Here is a 25,899-nt window from a genome sequence, read left to right as displayed (position 1 = left end):
GCAAACGGCCGGTGATCGTCAGATCACCGGCCGTTCCGTATGGGCGCGCAGGGACTCGAACCCCGGACCTCTGCTGTGTGAAAGCAGCGCTCTAACCAGCTGAGCTACGCGCCCGACACCATGTTTCGCCGCAGGCGACCAGCACCTGACGGATCGAAAACGTAACGGTGCAACTCGGGTGTGGGAAGCCCCCGCCCGCAAAACAGAGAAAAAACGCGCCCCAACCGCTGGGGTCGGGGCGCGAATGGTCCGGGTGGGACTTGAACCCACGATCGATCGATTATGAGTCGACTGCTTTAACCGACTAAGCTACCGGACCGTACCGGTCATGTGACCACGACCGTTCACTGCACCACTGTAGTTTCGGGCGATGGGCGCACTGGCGCCAGTCCCTTTCGCCCCCCGTTGTCGCTAGGCGGACAACAAAGCCCCATCCGCATGATGCGCATCATAGGCTTCGAGTACTTCGTCCGGGGACACCGTGGCGGCGCCGAGTTTGCCGACTTCCACCCCTGCGGCGTAGTTGGCCACGATGGCTGCCTCAAGCGTGTTCGCCCCGGCAGCCAGCATGGTGGCCAGATAGGCGGTGACGGTGTCGCCCGCACCGACCACATCGTACACCTCGCGTGCTGTCGTTGGGACCCGATGCACGACGCCGTCGGCTGACACCAACGCCATCCCGCGTTCGCCAAGCGTGAGCAGCAGGTGTTCGACGCCCAGCCGCGCGAACGTTTCCGGCAGCGCCGCGGGGTGATCGAGGTCCACCGCCGCGCCGAGGGCACTCTCCAGTTCACGCCGATTCGGTTTGAAGACGGTCGCGCCCCGGTAGGCGAAGAAATTCCGGAATTTCGGATCGACCACGATGGGCAACGAGCGGCTGCGTGCCAACGCGATGGCCCCTTCGATGACCGCCGGAACCAGCACGCCCTTGTTGTAGTCCTCGAAGACGAGGGCAGTGGCCTGCGGCAAGGTCCGTTCGATGGCCGCCAGTACACGTTCCACATCGGTGGCGTCAAGATCGGCGTCGTCTTCTTCGTCAAACCGAACCAGTTGCTGCGATCTGGCCATGACGCGCGTCTTGGTGGTTGTCGGACGAGCCACGGTGACCAGCGACCGGGATTGCATGCCGCCGGCATCGAGATGGTCCCGCAGTGTTGAACCGGCCGCGTCATGGCCGACCACTGCCACCAGATCGCAGCCGGCGCCAAGGGCCGCGACGTTCTGCGCCACGTTGGCCGCCCCGCCCAGTGCCAGTTTACGATCGCGGACGCGAACGACGGGCACCGGCGCTTCCGGCGAGATACGGTCCACATCGCCGCGGAGGTACACGTCGAGCATGGCATCGCCCACGATGACCACATGCTGATCGCGTGCGGCCGTCAGAAGCGCCTCGAGCCGGGCGCGAGTGATGATTGGCGTCATGCGCTAAAGCTAAACAATCAGTAGCTTGATCGTGATGACATCCCCCGACGCCGTTCCCGCCGCTCGCGCACGGACATCGCCCCTGCTGGTGCTGGCGGTGTCGGTCGTGGGTATTTCGTTCGCCGCTCCGCTGATTCGCCTGTCCGCCGCTGATCCTCTCGTCATTGCGACGTGGCGGCTCGGTTTCTCGATGATCATCGTGGCGGCGGCCCTGGCGGTCGGTGGCGGGTGGCGGGAGTGGCGCAGCCTTGATCGTCGCGAGTATCTGTTTGCGCTCGGGGCCGGTGTCATGCTGGCCATTCACTTCTGGTCATGGAACGCGTCGCTCCGCTATACGACGGTGGCCGCGTCCGTGTCGCTGGTAAATCTGCAGCCGGTCATCATTGCCATCGTGAGTGTGCTGTGGCTCCATGAGTCGCCGTCACGTGGGCAATGGCTGGGCATCGTGTTGGCGGTTGTGGGAGCCTTGGTGGTTGGCGTGGCCGATGTCCCGGGAGGAGTGGCTGCCATTGGGCCGGCGTTACTGGGGACTGGCGGTAGCGGCAGCTCCCGAGCCTTGTTTGGCAATGCCCTGGCGTTGTTGGGTGGGGTAAGCGCCGCAGGCTATTACCTGATCGGTCGCCGTATCCGGCAGCATCTGGGATTATGGCCCTACGTGGCGCTCGTCTACGGTGCCGCGTTCGTCGTCTGTCTCGTGCTCACGCAGCTCGCGGGCAAGCCCCTCACACCTCAGCCGCCACGTGAAATGGCCATTTTCGCCGGGCTGGCGCTGGGTCCCATGTTGCTGGGGCACACCGGGATGATCTGGGCGTTGGGCCACCTGCCAGCCTTTATCGTGAACCTCACCACTCTGGGGGAGCCCATTGGCGCGACCCTCCTGGCGGCCCTGCTGCCAGGAATTGCCGAGGTCCCAGGGTGGGGCACGATCGTCGGCGGGGCCCTGGTGCTGACCGGCGTGGTGCTGGCGGCACGGAAATAGGCCGCGCCCCGGGTTTTTGACCGCCGGGAAGCCGGTGACTGGCTCGGCCGGGTTATCTTTTGCGGGTGTGGATTCCTGACTCTTTCGCCAAGCCGACGAGCGGTGCCAACCTGCCCGCTGCGCACCATGTGGGCAATGGGTTCGGCCCGCCTTCCCAGACGCGCAGCCTCGACGTGGTGGTCTCACGTGGGGGGACGGTCGAGTCGCTGCATCGCGTGCACGCCGCGGTCGTGTCCGCCGATGGCGTGCTGTTGGATGCCGCTCGCGACCCCGAGCTGCAAGTGTGGTGGCGCTCGTGCGCCAAACCATTTCAGGTCATGCCGCTGCTGCGGAGCGGCGGTTTTGAGTCCCTCGGGTGGGGAGTGGAAGAGCTCGCTTTGGCCTGCGCGTCGCACGGCGGTGAGCCGGAGCATGTGGAGGTGGCCACGCGCATGCTCGCACGGCTTGGCCTCGAGGAAGGCGATCTCGCCTGTGGCCCGCACGAGCCACTGGCCAGTCGTGGCGCCCGCCTGGCCCGGGAGACCGGGCAACGTCTCACCCGTCTGCACAACAACTGCTCGGGGAAGCATGCGGCGATGCTGGCGCGTGCGGCGCAAACGGGAGCGTCTACGGTAGGGTACGAACGTCCCATGCATGCGGTACAGCAGGACTGCCTGTCGGCCGTGGCGCAATGGAGTGGGGTGGATCCGACCGCCATCGGTGTTGGAGTCGATGGCTGTGGCGTCTCCGTGTTCTCTCTCCCGCTGGCCAACATGGCGCTGTCGTACGCGCGGCTGGTCCGCGCTGCCGCGGAGGGAGATGCCGCCAGTCGCCGCGTCGTGAGCGCCATGACGGCGCATCCGTTTCTGGTCGGTGGGACCGATCGGTTCGACACCGTGCTGATGGAAGCGTGCGGTGGGAATGTGCTTTGCAAAATTGGCGCGGAAGGCGTGCACACGTTTGCGATCGTCGATCGGGGAATCGGCTTTGCGCTCAAAGTGGAGGACGGCGCCCCCCGTGCGCAGTATCCCGCGGTGTTGGCACTGCTGGCCGCCTACGACGCGCTCCCGTCGCCATTGCCTGACGCCCTGCGAGAACACATGCAGCGAGCGGTGCGCAATACGCGGGGCGAGCCGGTGGGCGTCGTGCGGGTTGGCCGTGCCGATGTCGGCGATCGGATGGAATTTCCGGCATGAGTGACCACGTGCGTTCGCAGGAACCAACGGCCGACGAATCGATGACAGTACCGACGGCGCCTGACGCTATTCTGTCATCGTTGGATGTGGAGACGGCTGCGTTGGTCTATCTCGCTGCGGTGCTGGCGGGCGGCAGTGAGGCGCAGATGCGCGCCGCGCTGACCGATGCCGCTGGCACAGTGCGGACCGTCTGGGTGGAAGAGGTCATCCTGCAGACGTATCTCTTTGCCGGTTTTCCTCGGGCCCTCAACTCCGCGCGTGAATGGCGCCGTATCAGTGGGTCGAAGGCACCGGCACAGGATGCGTTCGGAGTGGACGACCCGCAGGAGCGGCAGGCAAAGGGCGAAGCCACGTGTGCCACCGTATACGGACGGTTCTACGATCGGCTCCGTGTGAATATTCACGATCTGCACCCGGCGCTCGACCGCTGGATGGTGGAAGAAGGGTACGGAAAGGTGTTGTCCCGGGCGCCGCTGGATCTGGCCCGGCGGGAGTTGTGTGTGGTGGCCGCCTGTGCCATTGCCAAGCAGGATCGTCAGCTGCATTCCCATTTGCACGGGGCGTTACACGCGGGGGCGTCGGAAAGGACGGTCACCGCCGCGTTGGACGTCGTCGCGCCCCTCCTCGATGCCGATGATGTTCGTCGCTATCAGGGGCTCTGGGCGCGCGTGCTCGGGAAGTGAATTTCTTCAAGAGAGTCTAGAGCGTCTTATGTTCGTCGATCGCGTACTCGTAAAAGTAGAAGCCGGCACCGGTGGCTCCGGCCAGACCTCGTTCCGCCGCGAAAAGTATGTGGCCATGGGCGGGCCGGATGGTGGCGACGGTGGGCGCGGCGGCGACGTTATCGTGCAAGCCGACCGCAACCTCACCACGTTGCTCGATTACACCTATCGGGATGCGTGGAAGGCGGAGCGCGGACAGCACGGAGAAGGCTCGAACCGGACCGGTCGTTCCGGCGAAGACATCGTCATGCCTGTGCCTCCGGGCACGATCATCCGTGACGCCGATTCCGGTGAACTGGTTGGCGAAGTCATGGAGCACGGCGATCTGCTCACCGTCGCCAAGGGCGGTCGTGGTGGCAAAGGCAATGCGTTCTTCGTGACCGCCACCCACCAGGCGCCTCGCGAATGGCAGCCCGGGGAAGACGGGCAGGTTCGCAAGCTGGAGTTTGAACTCAAGCTCATTGCCGATGTCGGACTCGTCGGCCAGCCAAACGCGGGGAAGAGCACCTTGCTGTCGGTGATTTCCGCCGCGCGCCCGAAGATCGGCGACTATCCGTTCACCACCCTGTCACCAAACCTCGGCGTGGTGCCGCTCAGCGACCACCGCTCGTTCGTGGTCGCCGATATTCCCGGCATCATTGAAGGCGCCCACGAAGGAAAGGGGCTCGGGTTGCAGTTCCTGCGGCACATTGAACGCACCCGCCTGCTTGCGTTCCTCATCCCCATTGATGCCCTCGACTGGCAAGCGGAATTCGATCAGCTGCGCCACGAAATTGCCGCGTACTCTGACGAACTGGCGAAGAAGCCGTTCTGCGTGGTGTTCTCCAAGCTCGACTTGCTGGGCGAGCACTATATCCCGGAAATCGACGCCAAGGGTGCCTTCGCGATGTATGCCATCAGCGGTGCGGGACGCATGGGGCTCGATACCATGCTGGACGGCTGGTGGCGCCAGATTCTGGCCATGCGTGCCGAAGCGCTGAAGCCGGAGCAGGATGCCCAGCTTCTCCCCTGATTACGACCACGCGGGCGCCGGTTCCAGCGACGCGCGCTGCCTCACGCCCGACGACCAGGGGTATCCCGCGCGATTACGTGACCTCGCGCAGGCACCACGCCAGTTATGGGTACGCGGTACCATGGCCATCGGGGAGCCACCGGCGGTGGCCATTGTCGGTACGCGGCTTGCCACTGGCTACGGCTTGCGGGTGGCGAAGGCAATCAGCACCGCGTGCGCCCGCGCCGGCGTCTGCGTGGTGAGCGGACTGGCCCGCGGGATTGATGCGGCGGCGCATGAGGCCGCCCTCGATGCCCACGGGCGGACGGTTGCTGTCCTCGGCACCGGTATCGATCAGTACTACCCGCGTGCTCATCGCACCCTGCAGGAACGCATTGCCCGCGATGGTCTCGTGATGAGTGAACTGGGCCCGGGGGACACCGGGCACGGGGGCTCGTTCCCGCTGCGAAACCGGCTGATTGCCGCATTAGCCGACATCACCGTGGTGGTAGAGGCGCCCGAGAGCAGTGGTGCCTTGAATACGGCGCGCTACGCGCAAGAGCTTGGCCGTACGCTGGCGGTAGTGCCGCACCCCATCGACTCGCCAAACGGACGGGGGAGCAACGCGCTCCTCAAGCTCCACCATGCAGAACCGGTGTGTCAGCCAGACGATGTGCTCGCTCTCTTGCGCATGTCCGCGTCTCCGTCGGTTGGCATTTGCCTGGAAGGGGATGCGGCCCTGTGCTGGGACGCCTTGCAGCATGGCGTCACCGACGTGAACGCCATGGCACGCCACACCGCATTGTCGCCTCGTCAGATCTCGTCCATTCTGGCGTTACTCGAAATTGATGGGCTGGTGACCTTCGATGCGGCCGGACAGCCGCGCCCCGCTGTTGGACTCGGATGAACGCGGACTCCAGGAAACCACTCCGCGTACCGTTGCAGGCGTTGTCGTCCCGCTACGAACATTTGTATGTGCACGTCCCGTTTTGTGCGCGCCGGTGCAGCTATTGCGATTTCTCGATCGCCGTCCGGCGACAGGTGCCATGGCGGGAATACGCGGCCGCCATTCATCGCGAGTGTAGCATCCGCCAGGTGCAGGACGTGACCGGACCGTTGAGCACCTTGTATTTCGGCGGTGGGACACCGTCGCGTCTGGGCCCGGATGGCGTGCAGGCGATGCTGGATGCGCTGCGTCAACACGTTATGCTCGCGGATAACGCCGAAGTCACACTGGAAGCCAATCCCGAAGACATTACCCCTTCGGCGGTTGAGGCGTGGCGCGAGGCTGGCATCAATCGCTTGAGTATCGGTGTGCAGAGTTTTGATGACCTGGTGTTGTCGTGGATGCACCGGGTACACGATGCGGCGGGTGCTGAGCGGGCCATCGCTGCCGCGCGTGCCGGCGGCATTGACGCGTTCTCCCTCGATCTCATTTTTGCCACACCGGATCGACTGGCGCGTCAGTGGAACGTGGATCTTGAGCGGGTGATTGCTCTCCAGCCGGATCATGTTTCACTCTACGGCCTGACCGTGGAACCGCACACGCCTCTCGGGCGGTGGCATGCGCGTGGGCAGGAATCCGAAGCCTCCGAGGAGCGGTACGAACGGGAGTTCCTGGCCGCCCATGAGCGGTTACAGGCGGCGGGGTTCGAGCACTACGAAGTGTCAAATTTTGCGCGTCCGGGACGACGCGCCCGGCACAACAGCGCCTACTGGCGCGGCGTTCCGTACCTTGGACTGGGGCCGTCAGCGCACGGCTACGATGGCGTAGCGCGGCGCTGGAACGTGGAGGCATACGCCGCCTGGGATCGCGCCGTGCGTGACTTGCAGGATCCGGTGGGCGGTGAGGAAGTGCTGACCGACGAGAACCGGATCGCCGAGGGAGTGTATCTTGGACTGCGGACCCATGACGGGCTTTTCGTGAGCGAGTGTGAACTGGCGCACATGGCCGAGTGGGAACGGGCCGGGTGGATCACCGTCCACCGCGACGCCGATGCACGCCGGGTTGTGTGTACGGCACAGGGGTGGATGCGGCTTGATGCACTGGCCGCAGACTTGACAGCGTTTCGCAGCGGTTCGTAGGCTACCACTCATGGGACGCGACATGGTGCACGGCGGAGAGCTCTCCGAGCGGGAGCGGCAGGTACTGGAGGCGGTGATTCACAGCTATGTCGCAACGGCGGAACCCGCCGGCTCGCGCACGCTGTCTCGTCGCTTCGGCCTCGGCATCTCGCCCGCCACGATTCGAAACACCATGAGTGATCTCGAAGAAAAGGGATTTCTCTTCCATCCGCACACCTCCGCAGGGCGCATCCCTACCGATAAGGCGTACCGGACGTATGTCGATTCACTGATCCGGGTCGATCCCCTTTCGGGCGAGGATCGCCGTCGCCTGGAGGCCGACATTCAGGGCGGGGGCTCGGCCATCGAAACCATTTTGCGGCGGGCCGCGCAGTCGCTGGGGGTGCTTACCCAGGAGCTGGGGGTTGCGCTTGGCCCCCGCCTCGACCGCGCCACGTTGCGGCAGGTGGAGCTGGTTCGTGTCTCGTCCGATCGGCTGCTCATGGTGCTCAGTCTCAGCGGCGGCGCCGTCCGTACGATTTTTGTGGAAGTGCCCGGGATCATTGCCGACGAAGCGTTGATTGGGGTGACCATTGTCCTGAACGAGCGGCTGGCCGGGCTGACGCTCGATCAGGTGCGCACCTCGTTGGCATCGCGCCTGCGCGATGTTGCCACCACGCCGGAAGCGGCGGAGCTGCTGAACATCTTTGTGCAGGAAGGGGAGCAGGTGTTTGGACGGGCGGCGACCGACCCCCTCGATACGGTGGTGCTCGGACAGCCGTCGTTGCTGGCCGACAAGCCGGAGTTTGCCAGTGGCGAGCGGTTGCGGCAGCTGATTGAACTGACGGAAACCCGCCAGCAGTTGGGGACTTTGCTGGGCGCCCGGTCCGGCGGCCCGGGGATTTCCATCACCATTGGCAATGAGCACGGCGACCCCCGTCTTGAGCCGTTCACGGTCGTCACGGCGGAATACCAGGTCGGGAGCCTGAGTGGCGTCATCGGGGTCATCGGCCCCACCCGCATGCCCTACGACAAGGTGATTGCCCTCGTGGAACACACGTCTCGGCTGGTCTCTGACCTGCTCTGCTAGCGCTCCACGATGCATCCGGGTCCCCCCGAGGGCCCCGGCTGCGTTAGCTTTCCAGCTTCCTTCAGCGTCCCTGCGCCCTGCTGCACCATGGGCGCGGGTTCCCAGGCATTCGTAGCACTCGCATCAGATTCTTATGGCTGACTTTTACGCGGTCCTCAGCGTACCGCGCGACGCGTCCGATGACGACATCAAAAAGGCGTATCGTCGCCTTGCGATGCAGTGGCACCCCGACCGTAACGGCGGTTCGAAGGAAGCCGAAGAGAAGTTCAAAACGATCACGGAGGCGTACGATGTGCTTCGTGACCCGCAGAAGCGCGCCGCTTACGATCGCTACGGGGAGGCCGGATTGCGTGGTGGTGGTGGGCAATCCGCCTACGAGCACGTGGATCTGTCCGATGCGCTGAACATCTTCATGCGTGATTTCGGCGGTTTTGGTGATCTGTTTGGGGCCGCGGCCGGCGGTCGTCGATCGGGTCCACGCAGCGGGTCCGACATCAAGCTGCCGTTACCCCTCACGCTGACGGAAGTCGCGACTGGCGTGGAAAAAACCGTCGTGCTCAAGGTGCTGGAAGCCTGCGACAAATGTGAAGGATCGGGCGCCGAGCCCGGGACGAAGCCCCAGAGTTGCGGAACCTGTGGAGGCGCTGGAGAAGTGCGGCGCGCCCAGCGCTCGTTTTTCGGTCAGTTCGTATCGGTGGCACCATGCCCCACCTGCGCGGGTGAAGGCGTGGTGGTGTCATCGCCCTGCAAGAAGTGCCGTGGCGAGGGGCGGACGCGGGCCGAACGGACGCTCAAGATCCAGGTCCCACCTGGCGTCGCCACTGGTCAGTACATGACGCTGCGTGGTGCGGGTAACATTGGTCCCCGCGGCGGTACGCGTGGCGATGTGCTGGTGGTCTTCGAGGTGGACGACGATGAACGGTTTGACCGGGACGGCGAAGATCTGTTCTGCGAAACGCTGGTCACCTACTCGCAACTGGTGTTCGGCGCGGATGTCACGGTTCCCGGGCTCACCGGTGAGTTGTCACTCCGCGTGCCGGCAGGTACCCAAAGTGGTACGGTCTTTCACCTGCGTGGGCGAGGGCTTCCGCGGGTCAATGCATCCGGCACCGGTGATCTGCATATCAAGGTGCAGCTGTGGACCCCCCAGACCGTGGAGGGTGAGGAGAAGCAACTCATCGAGCGGTTGGGCACCATGCAGGGCCAGGCGCCGGACCGCCGGGAAAAGGGATTCTGGTCCAAGATGAAGGAAGCGCTGGGTGCCTGATTCCTTGCGGGGCCCCACGGAGAAGTGGATCAGTGTGCGGGTGCGGCCAGACCGCGCGAGCGGTGCTCGCGAGGCGTGTATGGCCGCGTTGTTCGAGGCCGGGGCACAAGGGGTACACGAGGACGGCACCTCGTTGGTGACGCACTTTCCCCCGGGTACTGATCTGGAGGCCGTTCATCGGATCGTGACCGAGGCCGACGAGCAGGCGGTGATTGAAACCGCTCCGGTTCCCGACGTCGACTGGAGTGAGGCGTGGAAATCGCGCATTACCTCCCACCAGCTGGGACCATTGACCGTGACGCCGCCCTGGTTGGCGGAGGGGATGGATCCCGCCGTCACGATCGTGATTGAGCCCGGAATGGCGTTTGGGACTGGCGAGCATCCCACGACCCGCGGCGTGGTCCGCCTGCTCCCCAATCGCCTTGCCGCTGGGCAGGTCGTCGCCGACCTGGGAGCCGGCAGCGCGGTGCTGGCGATTGCGGCGGCCAAGCTCGGTGCGGCACGTGTGTATGCCATCGAGTTGGACGGCGATGCGATCCCCGACGCCGAACAGAACGTTCAGCGCAATGGGGTGGCCGGGCAGGTGCATGTGTTTGAGGCCGATGCCGGGGCCGTGCTGCCGCTGGTCGCTCCAGTGGACATCATCCTCGCCAACATCATCTCCTCGGTGCTCATCGAATTGATGCCGGTCATCGGCGCCTCATTGCGCGAAGGCGGCAGTGCGATTCTCAGTGGCATCCTTCTCGAGGAGCGTCCCACGATGATCGAGGTGCTGTCGGTGCACGGCTGGACGATTCTGGAAGAAGACGCGGAGGACATCTGGTGGTCGGTGTCGATCGCGAAGGCGTAGCCGCTGGTCGGCCGCAGTTCGTCACGGCGGCGTCCTTTGACGTCGGTAGCACCGTCATGCTGGATGATGCCGCAGTGCGGCACATTCGCGTGCTTCGGCTTGGCGCCGGAGCCGTGGTGGGGCTGCGGGACGGGCAGGGAGGCATTGGCGCCGGACAACTGGTCCTCCTGACCAAGTCACAGGCGCAGGTGGAGGTCACGGCGGTGGAACGGGTCCTTCCGTTGCCCCCGGTCCACCTGCTGGTCCCGGTGGCCGACCGGGATCGCATGCTCTGGTTGGCGGAAAAGGCCTCTGAGTTGGGCGCGACGAGCTGGCGACCGGTGTTGTGGCGTCGGTCGCGCAGTGTATCACCTCGGGGAGAAGGGGTGAGTTTCCAGGCCAAGGTCCGGGCGCGGATGGAAGGGGCACTAGCACAATCAGAAGGGGCCTGGCTGCCACAGCCGTTTCCCGAGGCCAATCTGGAACGGGCCGTGCTCGCAGCCCCCCCTGGGGATCGGGTGGTGCTCGACCCAGCCGGCGCGCCGCTGGTGGGACCGGACGCCGCCGTCCTCGGGCAACCGCTGGTCATCGCGGTCGGCCCCGAAGGCGGCCTCGAACGGGATGAGCTGGCTCAGCTCGAAGGCGCCGGGTTTCGGCGGGTCAGCCTGGGGCCGACCATTCTGCGCTTTGAGACGGCCGCCATCGCGGCCCTTTCCATGGCCCGGACCGCCTTTGGCCGGCAGTGGGCTCCTCACCTTGATCCTGCCGCCGACCGGCCGGAGGGCGCATGAACGAATCCTGTATCTTCTGCCGCATCGTGGCGGGGAGCACTCCCGCGACCATCGTGGCGCACAACGAGCAGGCGCTGGCGTTCCGGGATCTGCATCCAAAGGCCCCGGTGCATGTTCTGGTGATCCCCCGCCGGCACGTGACGTCGTTGGCCGAGGCCACCGATGCCGCCGAGCTGGGCGCCATGATGGTGCTGGCGGCGGACGTCGCGTCGGCGGAGGGGCTGGTCGCGGGGGGATACCGGGTGGTGACCAATATTGGGGCCGACGGCGGGCAGACGGTGCCCCACCTCCACCTGCATGTGTTGGGGGGGCGTTCCATGGCGTGGCCCCCGGGGTGATGGCACACTGGGGCTAAACGCCCACCAGATCGTCAATTAGTTGGCACCGGAGTCCTTGACCGGTGGGGTGGGGATGCCTAACATTATGGGCTGGCCCGCCATGGGTCCTTGTCTTGTTTTTCCGTACCTGTCCGGTGAGGTCGGATGGCCTGCCTTTGGGGTCTCCTTTCGCTCTCCGTTAATTCCCCAGCACATTTCGCGATCCTGATCGCGAACACAACCGAGGTTCAGTTTGTCGGAAGTCATTATCCACGAGGACGAAAACTTCGAGCGTGCGCTCAAGCGCTTCAAGAAGAAGTGCGAAAAGGCCGGTATCCTCTCCGACCTGCGCAAGCATCGTCATTACGAAAAGCCGTCGGAGCGCCGCAAGCGCAAGATGAACGCGGCCGTCCGTAAGAATCGCCGCACCCGGAACGGGTGAGCAGTCCCGTGGACGCCAGCGGCAATACGCTGCTGGCGCGGTTGCAGGGTGATCAGGCGGCCGCCCGACGGGAGCAGCAGAAGGATCGCGTGATGCTCCTCGGCATGATCGTGTCAGAGGTCAAGAATCGCGAAATTGAGCTGCGTCGGGAGCTGACCGACGACGACGTCATCGACGTGATTCGCAAAGGCATCAAGAAGCGCCGCGAGTCGGTTGAGATGTATGCCAAGGCTGGGCGAAGCGACCTGCAGGACAAAGAACAACAGGAAGTGGTCCTGCTTGAAGTGTACCTGCCCGCGCAGGTGGATCCGGCCGAACTCCGGGCGGCTGTGCAATCCGCCATCGCCGGAGGAGCTGCCAACATCGGCGCCGTCATGGCCCGCGTCATGCCGGCCTTCAAGGGGCGTGTGGACGGCAGCGTGATCAACGCCATTGCGCGCGAGGAGCTCGCGCGCGCGTAACGCCGGCGGTTGCCGGCTACCAAGCCGGACTTCATGAACGCGCACGCGCTCGGCATTCTCGAGTTTCCCCGCCTGTTGGCCCACGTGGCCGGACGGGCGTCGTCGGCCCCAGGGGCCGCCGCCGTACGCTCCCTCGTGCCGCGGGTCGATCGCGAGTGGATTGAGGCAGAGCATGCCCGCGTCAACGCGGTGCGCTCGCTCATTCTGAGCGATCTCGGCTGGCCGACAGAGCCCATCCCGGAGCTCGGCGAACCGCTCAAGCGGTTGCGCATCGAAGGGCTTACCTGGACCGCGCTGGAGCTGCTGCAGGGAGCCATGTTGCTCCGTTCCTCGCGGCGCATGCGCGACGCCTTGCGTGACCCGCGCCGACCCTCCATCACGCTCGCGTTCCTCGCGGCGTACGCACAGGGGCTGGTGGACCTGCGTGCGCAGGAAGAGGCCATTACGCGGGCCATCAGTGAGGATGGCACCGTACGCGATGATGCGTCCCCCACACTGCGTCGCGTGCGCAAGGAATTGCGACAGACGGAAGGGGAACTCGTGCGTTTGCTGGAGCGCGAGATGGGAAAGCTCGAGTCCCATCATCAGGTCAGCGATCTGTCCGTGACCATGCGTAATGGGCGATGGGTCATTCCAATGCGCCGCGAAGCCAAAGGCTACGTAGGCGGCATTGTGCACGACAGTTCCGGAACCGGCGCCACCATTTTTGTCGAACCGCCCGCTGCCGTGGAGTTCGGCAATCGGGTACGCGAACTCGAGCTGGAAGAACAGCGGGAAGTCGAGCGGGTGCTGCGTGCCCTCACCGAGCAGTTGCATCCCTATCACGATGCCATTGTCGGTGCCTTCGATGCCTTGGTGGCACTCGACAGTCTGTACGCCCGCGCGCGCTACAGCCTTGAGGCCAATTGTGGCGCACTGACATTCGGTGAACCGTCCAATGGCATGGCTATTGTCGATGGCCGTCACCCGCTGCTGCTCGCCAAGGGGACCACGGTCGTGCCCTTTGACTTGGCGTTGGCTCCCGACGAACGCACCCTGCTGGTTTCCGGTCCCAACACCGGCGGCAAGACCGTGCTGCTCAAGGCCATCGGCTTGCTGTGCATGATGGCGCAGGCGGGGGTGCCGGCGCCGGTCGGGGCAACCAGCTGTCTGCCCGTGTTTGATGACGTGTTCGCCGATGTCGGTGATGAGCAGAGCATCGAGGCGAGTCTGTCCACGTTCAGTGCGCATCTCAAAAATCTCGGAGAGATTCTCCGCTCGGCCACGGCCAATGCTCTGGTACTCATTGACGAACTGGGCTCGGGGACGGATCCGGCCGAGGGCGCCGCGCTGGGTGGGTCCATTCTGGAAACGCTCACGCGTCGCGGCACACTGACGCTCTCCACCACGCACCTCGGTCAGCTCAAGTTGCTGGCCACTGAAGTGCCCGGTGTCGTGAATGCATCACTGCAGTTTGATGCCGTGCAGTTGGCGCCCACGTATCGGTTACTCAAGGGCGTTCCGGGCCGAAGCTATGGCTTGAGTATCGCGCGACGCTTGCAGCTGTCGGAAGAGGTCATTGCCCGGGCGGAAGAGCGCCTGCCACACGGGGAACGGGACATGGCGGTCCTGCTCGCCGACGTCGAAGCCCGAGAGGCGGCGTTGACGACGCGCGAACAGCTCATGGATCGCGAGCAGGAGAAGATGCGGTCGCGGGTGGCTACCGTGACCGACCGCGAACTCAAGGTGCGTGAACGCGAGCGTGATGCGGAGCGCGTGGCTCGGCAGGAGGCGCGCAAGTATCTGCTGGAAGCGCGCGGGCAGGTGGAGCGTGCCATTGCCGACGTGCGGGCACGCGCTGCTGAACAATCGGTCGCGTTTGATGAGGCGGCGCGCGCCGCCAGACGGTCTGTCGAAGAGGCCGCCGCCGTGCAAGGGCAAGCCGTGGAGGCCGTCGAGCAGCGCGCCGCCAAGGAACGCGCTCGTGTCACTCAGAAGCAGCAAGGCAGGCCCACGGACACGACTCCCGCAACCGCGCAACGGACACCCGGCGTCGCGCCAGCACGCGTGGCGCCATTGGCCGAAGGCGATACCGTGCTGGTCTCCACGCTGGGTGACAAGGTGGGGCGCATCGTGTCGGTGCGCGGCAACGATGTCCGGGTGGTGGTGGGCTCGCTGACGGTCACCGTGCCGCTCGCATCATTGTCGCGAACGAAGGCCGCACCGCCCCCCGCGTTCAAGCTGACCCTGTCTGGAGACATGGTCGAAGTGGAGCCGGTGCGTGAGGTGGATGTGCGTGGCATGCGCGTGGACGAAATGGATGACCTCGTCCTGCAGGCGCTGGATGCGGCCGTGCGGAATGACCTGCGCGAGTTGCGGATTATCCACGGGAAGGGAACGGGGGCGTTGCGCGCACGGGTAGGGGAGATGCTGAAGAAGGACACACGGGTCACGGGGTTCCGGCTTGGCGCCTGGAACGAAGGTGGGGCCGGTGTGACGGTGGCAGAACTGAGCTGACGGCAGTTGATTCAGCCTATGGGCCCCTGTGCGTGTGAGCGTGTGCTCTCGTGATTGCTGACGAAACCGTCGAACGTGTACGCCTCGCGGCGGACATCGTCGAGATCATCAGCGAGTACGTGCCGCTCAAGCGATCCGGCGGGACGTGGCGTGGTCCCTGTCCATTTCATCAGGGCAAGAACGCCAACTTCTCGGTCTCACCGGCGCACGGCAGTTATCACTGTTTCGTCTGCCATGAAAGCGGTGATGTCTTCACGTTTGTGCGTAAGCGTCTTGGGCTCGACTGGCCGGCGGCCGTCAAGCTGATTGGGGAAAAGGTGGGCGTCGAGGTCATCGATGCGCCACGCCGTCAGCAGGCGCCGGATCCCAACGCGCCAAACTTTGAAGCACTCGCTGCGGCTGCCGAGTGGTTTCAGCAGCAGTTGCTCGATCATGAGGTGGGCAGACAGGCGCGCGAATACCTCACGTCGCGCGCGCTGGATCCGCATGCGTGGCAGAAGTTCGGGCTGGGCTTTGCGCCGCGCGACGGACAACTGCTCCGGCGGTATCTCCACTCGCTGGGCGTTGATGATGCCCGTCAGCTCGAGGCAGGCATTCTCGTGGTGCGCGAAGGTGACCCGGAGCCGCGGGTGCGATTTCGGGGCCGCATCATGTTCCCCATTCTTGATGAGTTGGGGCGCTCGGTGGGCTTTGGAGGCCGCGCGATGGGTGATGACCAACCCAAGTACCTCAACAGCCCGGAATCGTCGGTCTTTCAGAAGCGGCGCACCCTCTACGGCTTGCACACAGCCAAGCAGGCCATGCGGCGGGTCTCCCGGGCCATTGTGGTGGAAGGCTATCTCGACGCTATTCGCCTGTCGTTGGCCGGGATAGAAGAGGTGGTTGCGCCGCTGGGCACCGCGTTGACGGAGGAGCAGGCCCAACTGCTGGTGCGCTATACGAGCAGCGTGTTCCTGTTGTACGACAGCGACGAAGCCGGACAGAAGGCCACCTTCCGTTCCGGGCTGGAGCTGTTGCGCGCGAAAGCCACCGTGCATGTGGTGTCGCTGCCCGAAGGCGAAGATCCTGACACGTATGTACAGGCCCATGGCCGGGCCGCCATGGAATCGCAATTGGGGAATGCGATTGACCTGTTCGATCGCCAGGTCCAGTTGCTCGAGCGGCGGGGGTGGTTTGCCGACCTGCGTCATCGCCGCACGGCGATCGACAAGCTGCTGCCAACCATTCGTGCGGCGCGTGAGGCTCTCACGCGCGACATGTACCTGGCGCGTTTGTCGGATGCCACGCATGTGGACAAGGCCACCTTGTCGGCGGAAGCGGATGCATTGCCTGAGTCCGGCCTTCGTCGGACGACGGCGCGTGGTGGGGCACCCACCAGCGGGCACCATCCGGGAGACGGACCTCCCTCCTTTGATGGGCCTCCGCCCACGATGGATGAGTACGGGGAGCAGGCCGAGCCAGCCCCTCTCCCACCGCCGGCGTCCGAACAACGGAAGCCGTGGACACCAGGCCGCAAAAAGGGTTACAAGCAGGGACCGGAGTGGCAGGCCACCAACGTGCCACCGCGTCCCCGCCGTGATGAGCCGGTGGAGCGCGCTTTGGTTCGGGCCATGTTGGTGGATCGCGGAGTGGCCGAACGCGTTGCCGAACGGCATCCGCCGGACGCGTTTCGTGAGCCCCGCTACCGGGAGCTGTTTGACACGTTGTTGCACGCGCCGCTGGAGGACGACCTCGAGCAGATTGCCGAGCGCCTGTCGTCTGACACGCTGAACGTGCTGCGTGAGCTGACCGACGCCGGTGGATACGAAGCGGGTGCGGCCGACATCGGCCTCACGCTCGGCAAGCTCGATGCGCGCGTCCTGGAGACGCGGATCAACGAAATCCTCGAAGCGTTGCGGACGGCAACGCGTGAGGAGCAGGATGCGTTGATGCGGGAACGGTTGGAGCTCGAAGCAGAGATTCGTCGCCTGGTGCCCATTCGGTCACCACGCGGAAGGTCACGGGGACAGGGATGACACAGTGGTAAACAGAGAACTGCAAGCGTTACTGGCGGTCCAGGCCGACGACGTGGTGATTCGGGAAATCGACGCACGGCGATCGGCGTTGGCGCCCAAGATGGCCTTGTTGGACGCCACGCAGAAGCGGGCCGTGGAGGAGGTGGCGCGGACCGAGGCATCACTGGAGCGCGAGTTGACGCGTCAGCGTGTACTTGAGGCGCGGCTCGCGGAGACGCGGACCTTGCACGAGAAGTACGTCAGTGTGTTGAACAACGCGGAAAAGTTGCGTGAGGCCACTGCCGCGGCCTCGCAGGTCGAATCAACCAAGCGCGCCCTGGCCGACGGCGAGAGCGAAGCGCTGGTCATTTCGCGTCGCATTGGTGATTTGCGCACGGCACTCGCCGCGCATCGCGAAGTTCTGGCCCAAATCAGTCATGAACAGGGGGCTGCGCGCTCCGAGATGGAGGCCACTCTTGCGGCAATCGATGCGGAGCTGGCGACGGCCAGGGTGAAGCGGCAGCTGTCCGCCGCCGGCGTGGGGCTCGGCTTGCTGTCGAAGTACGATCGCATCGCCGCGCGGCGTCAATCGGCGGCGCTGATCGAATTACGGGACTTTTATTGCAGTGCCTGCGACACCGCCATTCCGCTGCAACGTCGTCCGGCATTCTCGACGGGCTCCGTGATTGAGCCCTGCGAAGGGTGCGGCGTGTTGCTGTTTCACCAGAGCGGGGCGTAAGGCAGGCGCGTTGCGGCAGGCCGGGGCGGCTGCGGGCCATTGGGTGCCTTCTGAACAGCACCTGCCATAGATTGCCAAGGTGACTCCCCCCGCCACCGTTGCTGCGCCTGCCGGCTCCTCCTCTCCCGCGCTCCGCCCAGCGGCGCGTTGGGTTCCTGTGCCGTTGCCGTCAGCGCACGTCGTGGAGGGCCTCCAACGCGATCTGCTCCTCCCCCTCGAAGTGTGCCGGCTCCTGGCGTCGCGGGGCTACGAGACGCCGGAGGCGGCCAAGCGGTTCCTGCGGCCACGGCTGGAGCATGTGGAGCCTACGTCGCAGTTGCACGACGCCCCGCGCGCTGTTGCCCGAATCGCGGATGCTGTGCGACGCCAGGAAGTGATTTTCGTCCACGGCGACTACGATGTTGACGGCATGTCGTCAACGGCGTTGCTCACCCGGGTGTTGCGCGGACTCGGAGCGCAGCATGTAGTGCCCTTTGTGCCCAATCGTCTCACCGATGGGTACGATCTCGGGGCGGCGGGCGTGGCCGCGGCGCGTCAGGCCCAGGCAACGCTGGTCGTTACCTGTGACTGCGGCACCAGTGCGTTGCAGCCGGTGCAGGAGCTCATGCTTGCGGGGGTGGACGTGATCGTCACCGACCACCACCTGCCGGGGCACACGCTGCCCGCAGCGTACGCCATCTGCAATCCCCGGCACCCGTCCTGCGCCTCCGCGGACAAAGACCTGGCCGCGGTCGGCGTGGCGTACAAACTGTCGCTGGCGCTGTGCGACGCCTTGGGGGGATCGCCCGCCCTCGCCCATCGTCAACTGGATCTCGTGGCGTTGGCCACGATTGCAGACGTCGCGCCGTTGCGCGGGGAAAATCGCGTACTGGTCCGCTATGGGCTCAAGTTGCTGGCGGAAACAACGCATCCGGGATTGCGCGCACTGATTCGTTCCTCCGGACTGGAAGGCAAGCCGCTCACCGCCGGACGGGTGGGATTCGTGCTGGCACCTCGGCTGAATGCTGCTGGTCGCATTGCCGACGCCAAGCTGGGGCTCAAGCTGTTGCTTGCCGAACGGGAAGAGGAGGCGAATATCATCGCGCGCGAGCTGGAGGAACTGAATCGGGCCCGGCAGGAACTCGATCGTGCCGTGCTGGATCAGGCGATGCGGCAAGTCGAACAGCCGGACATGCGCGATCGGTATGCGCATGTGTTACACCAGCAGGGGTGGCATGCCGGGGTCATTGGGATTGTCGCGTCGCGAATCGTGGAGGCGACGGCACGACCGGCTGTTCTGGTGGCCGTTGAGCAAGGGGTCGGGAAGGGGTCTGGGCGCTCCATCGGTGCTTTTGACTTGCACAGCGCTCTGGGAGAATGTGCCCCGCTGTTCCAGCGCTACGGGGGGCACCGCGCCGCCGCCGGACTGACGATGGACGCCCGACAGCTCCCGGCCTTTGTTGAGCGGTTCGACGAGGTGGCACGTGCACGCCTGTCTGCTGAGGACCTCGTCCCGATGTTACGAGTGGATCTGGAGGTGCCAATGGAGCAGGTGGGCGAAGCACTGGAGAAGTTGGTCCGTCATTTTGAGCCGTTCGGTATTGGTAATCCGGCCCCGTTGTTCCGGGCCACCGGGGCTCGACTTGCGCGGGCGCCGCGCAAGGTGGGCGCCGATGGCCTCAAGCTGGCGATAGACGCCGGTCATGGAGAGGTGGAGGCGATTGGGTGGGGGCTTGCCTCGCGCGCGGCCCAGTTGGACGTGACCAGGTCGCTCGATCTGGCCTTCAAGTTGGAGCGGGATGAGTACCGCGGTGTTTCACGCCTTCAGCTGCGGGTGGCCGATGTCCGCCACCCGGAGGAGTAATCGATGCGCATCATCTCCGGTCGCTGGAAAGGGCGACGGATACAGGCTCCTCCGGGCGACCAGGTTCGTCCCACCGGCGATCGCGTTCGTGAATCGTGGATGAGCATTGTGCACCCCATTCTTCCGGACGCGCGGGTGCTTGATCTGTGCGCCGGCAGTGGAGCGCTGGGGTTGGAAAGTCTCTCCCGCGGCGCGGCCGAATGTGACTTTGTTGAGCAATCGCTCAAGGTCGTGAAAGTCCTGCAGGCCAATCTCGAAGGGTTGGGAGGACACGAAGGCGCCAGGATCCACCGCGACGAGGCCGTGCGGTTTGTCCAGACACTTCCCGCCGGCGCCTACGATGTGGCCTTTGCGGATCCTCCCTATGGGACCGACATTGCTCACCAGTTGGCGCAACAATGGCTCGAGGTCCCTTTCGCGGCCGTGTTTGCCGTTGAACATTCGTCGGCAGTCGCACTTCCTGCGATTGGCGAAACCCGTCGGTATGGCACCACGGCCCTGACCTTCTTCCGTACCTCGTTGTGACGCCTGATCCGGCTCCCGCGATCGTTCTCAACGCTGTTCGCCCAAGTGGCCCGCTTGTCGCCCTCTACGCGGGGTCGTTCGATCCCATTACGCATGGGCACGAAGACCTCATCAGGCGTACGCTGACGTTTGCCGACCATCTGATCGTGGCAGTGGCGAACAACATGAACAAGCAGCCCCTCTTTTCGGTTGAGGAGCGCATGGCGTTCATTCACGAGTGTACCAACGGGGATCCGCGCATCGAGGTCCGGTCCTTCAAGGGGCTCCTCGTGGAGTTTGCTCGGACGCTGGGCGCCCGCGTCAACGTTCGTGGATTGCGGGCCGTGAGTGATTTCGAGTACGAGTTTCAGATCGCCTTGATGAACCGCCACCTGTACCCGGATCTCGAGACGGTCTTCATGACGCCTTCGCTCGATACCACGTACATCAGCTCCAGTATGGTCCGCGAAGTGGCCAAGTTTGGCGGCGACGTATCCGGGTTGGTTCATCCGGTGGTGGGGAAGGCGCTGGTGGCACGATACCGGGAGCAAGCTGCAGCGAGCGGAGGCACGTCCACATGAGTCAGGACAGCGCCGCCACCACATCGTTTCTTGATTCGCTGCATGAGCGGGCCAGTGCCACTCGGCGGACCATTCTGTTTCCCGAAGCCACCGACCCGCGTACGGTCTCGGCCGTTCTGCGTCTGCAAAAGCAGGGGTCGGTACACCCCGTGCTGGTCAGACGCGGGGATGCTCCGACCGGTGTTGTGCCATCGGGAGGCACGCTGATTGACCCGCTGGAGGATCCGCGGCTGCCGCAGATCGTCGAGCATCTGCTCGCCCGTCGTGGAAGCAAGGGGCTCACGCGGGATGACGCCGAGCGATTGGCCAGAGACCCGCTGTACTTTGCCGATAGCCTGGTGGCGCTAGGTGAGGCCGATGGCTGCGTCGCGGGTGCGGTCCATACCACGGCCGATGTGTTGCGGGCCGCCATCTGGACCATTGGGGCAGCCCCCGGCGTCAAAACGGTATCCTCGTCGTTTTATCTCATCGTACCGCCCTTCCGTGGAAACGAGGCCGAAGTCCTGACGTACACCGACTGTGCGGTGGTCCCCGATCCCACCGCACGGCAACTGGCGGACATCGCCCTGGCCGCCGCCGCTGACCGTCGTCGCATCGTGGGGGATGAGCCACGGGTGGCCTTCCTCTCCTACAGCTCAATGGGCAGCGCCGATGGCCCCTCGGTGAGCAAGGTCCGGGAAGCCGTCGCCATCGTGCGCGAAGAGGCGCCCTTATTGATCGTGTCGGGGGAACTTCAGGTGGATGCCGCGCTCATTCCGGAGCTGGCTCGCCGGAAGGCGCCGGGGGAGCCCGCCGCCGGGATTGCCAACATTCTCGTGTTTCCGTCGCTGGACGCGGGCAACATTGCCTACAAGCTCACACAGCGCTTGGCCCACGGCACGGCGATTGGCCCCATTCTACAGGGGCTCGCGAAACCGTGCAGTGACTTGTCCCGCGGGGCAACTGCCGACGACATTGCACATGTTGCGGCAATCACCGCCCTGCAGGCCGCCGCCCGGCCTGACCTGACCCCCGGACTCTGAGCACAGTATGAGCTTCTCGCTGGAACGCATGGACGACATCGCGATCGTCACGGTGGACGGTCAGTTGGTGGTCACCAATCGGCAGGAGTTCAAGCAGACCATTCTCGACGCGGTCGAGCAGGGGGCCCGTCTGGTCGTGGTGGATTTCACCACCTCCGGGTACATCGATAGCTCTGGGCTCGGCGCTCTGGTGTCGCTGAGCCGGCGACTGCGGGACGCCGGCGGCGATCTGCGCTTGGTGGGATTGAATGAAGATCTGCGCACCTTGTTCGAACTCACGCGCCTGGATGCGCTCTTCCCTCTCTATGCCACGCGCGCCGACGCGCTCGCGGCCCGCTAAGTCTGTGGCCACGCGCATTGGTCAGCGGGGGGCGTCCCCTCGGACAGTGGCGCGAGGAGAGACCGTCGCGGCGCGGGCCTTTCTGGCGGAGATCGCCCCGGAGGCGACGGTGACGCACGTGTCGAAACGGTGGGTGCTGGTTTCTGACCTGCAGTGCATCGGACCGGTGGTGGAGGACATCGTGGCGCTGTGCGCCGCGGCGGGCTTCTCGCCACGACAGTGCCGGCTCAACGTCCCGGTCGCCATCACGGAAGCACTCGCCAACGCGATCCTTCAGGGCAACCGCAATGTCGTGTCGCGGACGGTGGTGGTGCTGGCTGTCGTGAACAGCGAACGCATGGTGGTGGACGTCACCGACGAAGGCCAAGGCTTTGATGTGACGGTCGAGCAGCGCACCCCGGACGATCCTGACTGGCTGGAACGTGAGGACGGGCGCGGCATCTTCCTCATGCGTCAGTTGATGGATGAGGTGGTCAGTGAATGTCTGGAGGCCGGCCATCTCCTCCGCCTCATCCTGCACAAGGCATGACCGAGGTCACCGCCCTTCTGGCCGCATTTCTTGAGGCCACCGGGCGAGAGGCCGCCATCTGGGAGCGACGGGAAGGGGCAGTTATTCCCTCGCTACTTGGCGCCTCTTCGTCCGGCTTCGCGGCACGGACAGAAGCGGGCGCCAGTGCGTGGGATGTGGCCACCTGGGCTCGTTCGCAGGCACTTCACGCTCAGCTGGTGACCACCGGTGACAGCGTTGGGTGGCTTTTTGTCGAACCGGGTCATGCTGCTGATGCCGACCGGCTGCTTGGTCGCCTGCTGCCGGTGGTCCGCCGACTGACCCGTGAGCGCGATGGGGCCACTCGTGAGTTGGCAGAGCGATACGAGGAAATCAATCTCCTGTATGCAATTGGAGAACTGCTGGGGGGCACCACCTCGGTGGAGGACGTGGCCGACACGTTGCTGGTCGAGCTGGCCACAACGGTGGGGGCCAAACGCGCGGTATTTCTGCAGACCAATCGCCCGCAGGGGCTTCTCACCCCCATTGCTTCAATGGGTCTGAGAGACATCACCTACGAACCGGTTTCTCTGGATCGCCACGAGCATGTGGCCGTGCGGGCGTTCCGGTCGGGCAGTGCGTGTACGGAAGACGGTTCGGCTGCCGTTTTCGCCGATCCTGTGCTATCCGGGCGCGGCGCCCCGTTATTGGCCGTCGCCATTACCCGCCCCAGCAGTGGCGTGGGCATCACCGGGACGTTCGCCGTTCCCACTCGACGGGGCGCTGAGGGGGTGGCTCTTCCGCTCGGCGTACTGGTGCTCGGCGGCCGGGAAGGGGGGGCGCCATTCAGCGCTGGCGATCGGAAGCTCGCCGTTGCGGTGAGCACACAGATCGGCACCGCGATGCATAATGCAAGTCTGGTGCGCGCAGCGGTCGAACGTCAGCAGATGGCGCGTGAAATGCAATTGGCCAACGAATTGCAGCTCAAGCTGTTGCCCAATCCCCGTGTGGTTCAGCCGGAAGCTCGAGCGGCCGCCCGGGTGGTTCCGGCCGAGAGTGTTGGGGGGGATTTCTTCCTGCTGGCACGCCTCGATCGAGACCGTACCGGCGTGCTGATTGGAGACGTCTCCGGGCATGGGTATCAATCGGCCCTGATCATGGCGCTCGCGTTGAGCGCGGCGGGCATTCATGTCCAGGCTGCCTTCGACCCGTCCATTGCCCTCGAGGCGGTGCACCGCAGCCTCCGCGATGAACTCGAAAGCACGGAGATGTCCATCTCCATGTGCTATGCCGTCATCGATGCGCGGGCCGGCGAACTGCGTTTTGCCAATGCCGGGCATCCGCACGCGTTTGTCGTAACGGCCGACGGACAATGGACGCGGTTGGCTGCAGTGGCCCCGCCCCTGGGGTGGTGCGACGACACCATCGAAGAGTGTGTCATGACCTGGAAGCCGGGAAGCCGGTTGGTCTTCATCACCGATGGGGTGGTCGATGCGAGGGATGCCCGCGATAACCGGCTGACGGAGCCGGCCATTCTGGACACACTCCGCACCATGACCCACGGGGAAACGCCCGATGCCATACTCGACGCCCTGTTCCAGCAATTATCGGCACACGTTGGCCGCACCCCACTGCGCGATGACTGCACTGTGGTTGTGGTAGACCGACCATGAGGCATTCATGAAACACGGACCATTCGGAAGTGGACGGGGCGGCAACCGTAGCGTTGCGAACAGCGGTGCCAACAGCAAGGCCAGCGTCTCCCGGCCACCGCGACAGGCCGACCGGCTCCCCGGTCCCCGGAAACGTTTCGGTCAGCACTTTCTAGGCGATACCCGGGTGCTCGACAGTATTGTGGACGCGTTGGGCGATCTGTCGCAGCGCACCGTGGTGGAAATCGGCCCCGGTCGCGGAGCACTCACGGATCGTCTGGTCGCGAAAGCCCAGAGGGTGGTGGCGGTCGAAGTGGACCGCGATTTGGTGCAGCACCTTCGGGCACGGTATGCCGACAAGTCGCAGGTGCAGATTGTGGAGGCGGATGTCCTGACGACGAATCTGGCGGAGTTGGCCGGCGGTTCGTACGTGCTGGCAGGTAATGTTCCGTATTACATTACAACGCCTATCATATTCCATGCGTTGGAGTTACCTCGCCCTGACGTCGCTGTCTATTTGGTACAGAAGGAAGTGGCCGACCGGATGGCTGCGCCCCCGGGGGACAAGACCTACGGCGCGCTGAGTGTCAATTTGCAGGCCGTGGTGAACGTCGAATTCATTCGAAAGGTGCCCCCCGGTTCCTTCAATCCTCCGCCCGCGGTAGACAGCGCCGTGGTGCGGGTGACTCCTCGACCGGAGGCGGTGATCGAACCGGAGCTGGAGCCCCGCTTCCGCAGTTTTGTGCTGGCGGCCTTTGGACTTCGGCGGAAACAGTTGGTGCGGGTCGTTCGCACCGTCGCGTCGCTCGATGCGGAACGCGCGCTGGACATCGTGACGTCCTGTGGGCTCAACCCGGAGGCTCGGCCGGAAACATTGTCGCCGGCGGATTTCGCCAGACTCGTGCGCGCCCTCCAGTAACGGAGGAGGGCAGCGCCGACGTCAGGCCACCCCTTCGTCGAGATATCCGGGGTTGGTAAGGGCGAAGGACAGCCCCTCCAGTTCCATCGCCATGTTCACGCTTTTGAGGTTCACGTGCGGCGGCACGGTAATTTGCGTGGGGGCAAAGTTCAGGATGGCACGGACGCCGGCGGCAACAAGGCGGTCCACCACCTGCTGCGCTCCTTCGGCTGGGATGGCGAGCACGGCAATCGGCGCGTCCTCACGCGTGAGATCCGCTTCAATGTCCTCCATCCGACGAACAATGGCCTCGCCCCAGGGTTGTCCCACCTTGAGGGGGTCATTGTCGTAGACGCCGGCCACCTTGAACCCGCGCTGGCGGAACCCACGATAGTTGGCCAGGGCGGCGCCGATCTTCCCGGCGCCAATGATGATGACCTTCCATTCACGCTGCAGTCCGAGGATCTCGCGCAGGTGGGCGGTCAGTTCGTGGACGGGATAGCCGAGGCCTCGCTTCCCGAAGGATCCGAAAAAGGAAAGATCTTTTCGGACCTGTGCCGGCGTGGTCCCACAAAGATGGGCCAGTTCGTCACTGGAAGCGGTTTGCTGGCCGCGCGTGTCCAGATCCTCCAGGTAGCGGAGGTACATGGACAGCCGGCGAACGGTAGAGTCGGCGATGCGTTTCACGTCGTCGTGTTTGGGCTTGTGAAATTCTTCACAAAGACTTTGGTAAGCTAGGAGGGTGACCGCGGCAGCACCAGCGGGGGTGTCATACCTGCTGCTATCTTAGAAC

26 protein-coding genes and 2 tRNA genes are annotated in these 25,899 nt (G+C 64.8%); 24 read left to right on the top strand and 4 right to left on the bottom strand.

The features are described 5' to 3' along the window. Window positions 1-40: 40 nt before the first annotated feature. The 3 genes from GEMMAAP_RS10015 to rfaE1 all read right to left on the bottom strand — a co-directional run bounded on the left by GEMMAAP_RS10015 (window position 41) and on the right by rfaE1 (window position 1,422). Window positions 41-114: transfer RNA gene (locus tag GEMMAAP_RS10015), tRNA-Val, on the bottom strand. Window positions 115-245: 131 nt separating this feature from the next. Further along, a tRNA-Ile gene (locus tag GEMMAAP_RS10010) sits at window positions 246-319 on the bottom strand. A 92-nt stretch (window positions 320-411) separates the two neighbouring features. Next, window positions 412-1,422, bottom strand: coding sequence for a D-glycero-beta-D-manno-heptose-7-phosphate kinase (gene rfaE1 / locus GEMMAAP_RS10005; RefSeq protein ID WP_043581675.1), 1,011 nt, complete (start codon window positions 1,420-1,422; stop codon window positions 412-414). 34 nt (window positions 1,423-1,456) lie between these two features. Between rfaE1 and GEMMAAP_RS10000 the strand changes: the two genes are divergently transcribed. The 24 genes from GEMMAAP_RS10000 to rsmA all read left to right on the top strand — a co-directional run bounded on the left by GEMMAAP_RS10000 (window position 1,457) and on the right by rsmA (window position 25,127). Beyond that, the gene (locus GEMMAAP_RS10000; RefSeq protein WP_043581633.1) at window positions 1,457-2,401 is read left to right on the top strand and encodes a DMT family transporter; all 945 of its coding nucleotides are present in this window, start codon (window positions 1,457-1,459) and stop codon (window positions 2,399-2,401) included. Between the two features lie 65 nt (window positions 2,402-2,466). Beyond that, window positions 2,467-3,576 carry an asparaginase gene (locus tag GEMMAAP_RS09995; protein ID WP_053334477.1) on the top strand — a complete coding sequence of 370 codons (1,110 nt, stop codon included), beginning with the start codon at window positions 2,467-2,469 and terminating at the stop codon, window positions 3,574-3,576. Then, the gene (locus GEMMAAP_RS09990) at window positions 3,573-4,259 is read left to right on the top strand and encodes a carboxymuconolactone decarboxylase family protein (protein WP_026850678.1); all 687 of its coding nucleotides are present in this window, start codon (window positions 3,573-3,575) and stop codon (window positions 4,257-4,259) included. The genes GEMMAAP_RS09995 and GEMMAAP_RS09990 overlap by 4 nt, the downstream gene beginning before the upstream one ends. Before the next feature lie 28 nt (window positions 4,260-4,287). Beyond that, the gene (obgE, locus tag GEMMAAP_RS09985) at window positions 4,288-5,310 is read left to right on the top strand and encodes a GTPase ObgE (protein ID WP_026850679.1); all 1,023 of its coding nucleotides are present in this window, start codon (window positions 4,288-4,290) and stop codon (window positions 5,308-5,310) included. Next, window positions 5,291-6,196, top strand: coding sequence for a DNA-processing protein DprA (gene dprA, locus GEMMAAP_RS09980; protein ID WP_053334478.1), 906 nt, complete (start codon window positions 5,291-5,293; stop codon window positions 6,194-6,196). Before obgE ends, dprA begins: the two co-directional genes overlap by 20 nt. Window positions 6,197-6,264: 68 nt before the next feature. Next, window positions 6,265-7,374, top strand: a complete 1,110-nt coding sequence (hemW, locus tag GEMMAAP_RS09975; RefSeq protein ID WP_158514805.1) for a radical SAM family heme chaperone HemW — start codon at window positions 6,265-6,267, stop codon at window positions 7,372-7,374. Between the two features lie 10 nt (window positions 7,375-7,384). Next, window positions 7,385-8,443, top strand: coding sequence for a heat-inducible transcriptional repressor HrcA (hrcA, locus tag GEMMAAP_RS09970; protein ID WP_026850680.1), 1,059 nt, complete (start codon window positions 7,385-7,387; stop codon window positions 8,441-8,443). Window positions 8,444-8,576: 133 nt separating this feature from the next. Further along, window positions 8,577-9,710 (top strand): molecular chaperone DnaJ, encoded by a 1,134-nt coding sequence (gene dnaJ / locus GEMMAAP_RS09965; protein ID WP_026850681.1) that lies wholly within the window; start codon window positions 8,577-8,579, stop codon window positions 9,708-9,710. Further along, the gene (locus GEMMAAP_RS09960) at window positions 9,703-10,560 is read left to right on the top strand and encodes a 50S ribosomal protein L11 methyltransferase (RefSeq protein WP_053334480.1); all 858 of its coding nucleotides are present in this window, start codon (window positions 9,703-9,705) and stop codon (window positions 10,558-10,560) included. The genes dnaJ and GEMMAAP_RS09960 overlap by 8 nt, the downstream gene beginning before the upstream one ends. Continuing rightward, window positions 10,533-11,330, top strand: coding sequence for an RsmE family RNA methyltransferase (locus GEMMAAP_RS09955; protein ID WP_026850682.1), 798 nt, complete (start codon window positions 10,533-10,535; stop codon window positions 11,328-11,330). Before GEMMAAP_RS09960 ends, GEMMAAP_RS09955 begins: the two co-directional genes overlap by 28 nt. Then, window positions 11,327-11,668 (top strand): histidine triad nucleotide-binding protein, encoded by a 342-nt coding sequence (locus GEMMAAP_RS09950; protein WP_026850683.1) that lies wholly within the window; start codon window positions 11,327-11,329, stop codon window positions 11,666-11,668. Before GEMMAAP_RS09955 ends, GEMMAAP_RS09950 begins: the two co-directional genes overlap by 4 nt. Window positions 11,669-11,900: 232 nt before the next feature. Then, window positions 11,901-12,089: a 30S ribosomal protein S21 gene (gene rpsU, locus GEMMAAP_RS09945; protein WP_026850684.1), complete on the top strand. Its 189-nt coding sequence runs from the start codon at window positions 11,901-11,903 to the stop codon at window positions 12,087-12,089. Next, window positions 12,086-12,550 (top strand): GatB/YqeY domain-containing protein, encoded by a 465-nt coding sequence (locus GEMMAAP_RS09940; RefSeq protein WP_053334481.1) that lies wholly within the window; start codon window positions 12,086-12,088, stop codon window positions 12,548-12,550. The genes rpsU and GEMMAAP_RS09940 overlap by 4 nt, the downstream gene beginning before the upstream one ends. A gap of 33 nt (window positions 12,551-12,583) precedes the next feature. Next, on the top strand, window positions 12,584-15,046 hold the full coding sequence (locus GEMMAAP_RS09935; protein ID WP_145979083.1) for an endonuclease MutS2: 2,463 nt from the start codon (window positions 12,584-12,586) through the stop codon (window positions 15,044-15,046). A 50-nt stretch (window positions 15,047-15,096) separates the two neighbouring features. Then, entirely contained in the window at window positions 15,097-17,061 is a 1,965-nt protein-coding gene (dnaG, locus tag GEMMAAP_RS09930; protein WP_053334482.1) for a DNA primase, read from the top strand. A gap of 4 nt (window positions 17,062-17,065) precedes the next feature. Further along, a complete protein-coding gene (locus GEMMAAP_RS09925; protein ID WP_043581634.1) occupies window positions 17,066-17,779 on the top strand; it encodes a zinc ribbon domain-containing protein in 714 nt (237 codons plus the stop codon). 79 nt (window positions 17,780-17,858) lie between these two features. Then, the gene (recJ, locus tag GEMMAAP_RS09920; protein ID WP_158514804.1) at window positions 17,859-19,622 is read left to right on the top strand and encodes a single-stranded-DNA-specific exonuclease RecJ; all 1,764 of its coding nucleotides are present in this window, start codon (window positions 17,859-17,861) and stop codon (window positions 19,620-19,622) included. Between the two features lie 3 nt (window positions 19,623-19,625). Beyond that, the gene (gene rsmD, locus GEMMAAP_RS09915; protein ID WP_026850689.1) at window positions 19,626-20,147 is read left to right on the top strand and encodes a 16S rRNA (guanine(966)-N(2))-methyltransferase RsmD; all 522 of its coding nucleotides are present in this window, start codon (window positions 19,626-19,628) and stop codon (window positions 20,145-20,147) included. Next, window positions 20,144-20,707 (top strand): pantetheine-phosphate adenylyltransferase, encoded by a 564-nt coding sequence (gene coaD, locus GEMMAAP_RS09910; RefSeq protein ID WP_145979082.1) that lies wholly within the window; start codon window positions 20,144-20,146, stop codon window positions 20,705-20,707. The genes rsmD and coaD overlap by 4 nt, the downstream gene beginning before the upstream one ends. Continuing rightward, window positions 20,704-21,729, top strand: coding sequence for a phosphate acyltransferase (locus GEMMAAP_RS09905; RefSeq protein WP_026850691.1), 1,026 nt, complete (start codon window positions 20,704-20,706; stop codon window positions 21,727-21,729). The genes coaD and GEMMAAP_RS09905 overlap by 4 nt, the downstream gene beginning before the upstream one ends. A 7-nt stretch (window positions 21,730-21,736) precedes the next feature. Further along, window positions 21,737-22,069 carry an STAS domain-containing protein gene (locus GEMMAAP_RS09900; RefSeq protein WP_053334483.1) on the top strand — a complete coding sequence of 111 codons (333 nt, stop codon included), beginning with the start codon at window positions 21,737-21,739 and terminating at the stop codon, window positions 22,067-22,069. Window positions 22,070-22,073: 4 nt separating this feature from the next. Further along, window positions 22,074-22,598 (top strand): ATP-binding protein, encoded by a 525-nt coding sequence (locus GEMMAAP_RS09895; protein WP_158514803.1) that lies wholly within the window; start codon window positions 22,074-22,076, stop codon window positions 22,596-22,598. Then, window positions 22,595-24,229, top strand: coding sequence for a PP2C family protein-serine/threonine phosphatase (locus tag GEMMAAP_RS09890; RefSeq protein ID WP_026850693.1), 1,635 nt, complete (start codon window positions 22,595-22,597; stop codon window positions 24,227-24,229). Before GEMMAAP_RS09895 ends, GEMMAAP_RS09890 begins: the two co-directional genes overlap by 4 nt. Before the next feature lie 7 nt (window positions 24,230-24,236). Beyond that, window positions 24,237-25,127: a 16S rRNA (adenine(1518)-N(6)/adenine(1519)-N(6))-dimethyltransferase RsmA gene (gene rsmA / locus GEMMAAP_RS09885; RefSeq protein WP_082821213.1), complete on the top strand. Its 891-nt coding sequence runs from the start codon at window positions 24,237-24,239 to the stop codon at window positions 25,125-25,127. A gap of 21 nt (window positions 25,128-25,148) precedes the next feature. Here rsmA and GEMMAAP_RS09880 read toward each other — a convergent pair whose 3' ends face one another. Continuing rightward, window positions 25,149-25,793 carry a redox-sensing transcriptional repressor Rex gene (locus GEMMAAP_RS09880; RefSeq protein WP_026850694.1) on the bottom strand — a complete coding sequence of 215 codons (645 nt, stop codon included), beginning with the start codon at window positions 25,791-25,793 and terminating at the stop codon, window positions 25,149-25,151. Window positions 25,794-25,899 lie beyond the last annotated feature (106 nt).

The organism is Gemmatimonas phototrophica (assembly GCF_000695095.2).
In the GTDB taxonomy this organism is placed as follows: domain Bacteria; phylum Gemmatimonadota; class Gemmatimonadetes; order Gemmatimonadales; family Gemmatimonadaceae; genus Gemmatimonas; species Gemmatimonas phototrophica.
This window is presented reverse-complemented; position numbering and strand designations above follow the sequence as displayed.

Coding starts and splice junctions, on each gene's coding strand:
- rfaE1 (WP_043581675.1), bottom strand. CDS start 1,422: ATGACGCCAATCATCACTCGCGCCCGGCTCGAGGCGCTTCTGACGGCC.
- dprA (WP_053334478.1), top strand. CDS start 5,291: ATGCCCAGCTTCTCCCCTGATTACGACCACGCGGGCGCCGGTTCCAGC.
- rsmA (WP_082821213.1), top strand. CDS start 24,237: ATGAAACACGGACCATTCGGAAGTGGACGGGGCGGCAACCGTAGCGTT.
- dnaJ (WP_026850681.1), top strand. CDS start 8,577: ATGGCTGACTTTTACGCGGTCCTCAGCGTACCGCGCGACGCGTCCGAT.
- GEMMAAP_RS10000 (WP_043581633.1), top strand. CDS start 1,457: ATGACATCCCCCGACGCCGTTCCCGCCGCTCGCGCACGGACATCGCCC.
- hrcA (WP_026850680.1), top strand. CDS start 7,385: ATGGGACGCGACATGGTGCACGGCGGAGAGCTCTCCGAGCGGGAGCGG.
- GEMMAAP_RS09905 (WP_026850691.1), top strand. CDS start 20,704: ATGAGTCAGGACAGCGCCGCCACCACATCGTTTCTTGATTCGCTGCAT.
- GEMMAAP_RS09935 (WP_145979083.1), top strand. CDS start 12,584: ATGAACGCGCACGCGCTCGGCATTCTCGAGTTTCCCCGCCTGTTGGCC.
- rsmD (WP_026850689.1), top strand. CDS start 19,626: ATGCGCATCATCTCCGGTCGCTGGAAAGGGCGACGGATACAGGCTCCT.
- GEMMAAP_RS09990 (WP_026850678.1), top strand. CDS start 3,573: ATGAGTGACCACGTGCGTTCGCAGGAACCAACGGCCGACGAATCGATG.
- obgE (WP_026850679.1), top strand. CDS start 4,288: ATGTTCGTCGATCGCGTACTCGTAAAAGTAGAAGCCGGCACCGGTGGC.
- GEMMAAP_RS09890 (WP_026850693.1), top strand. CDS start 22,595: ATGACCGAGGTCACCGCCCTTCTGGCCGCATTTCTTGAGGCCACCGGG.
- GEMMAAP_RS09950 (WP_026850683.1), top strand. CDS start 11,327: ATGAACGAATCCTGTATCTTCTGCCGCATCGTGGCGGGGAGCACTCCC.
- GEMMAAP_RS09900 (WP_053334483.1), top strand. CDS start 21,737: ATGAGCTTCTCGCTGGAACGCATGGACGACATCGCGATCGTCACGGTG.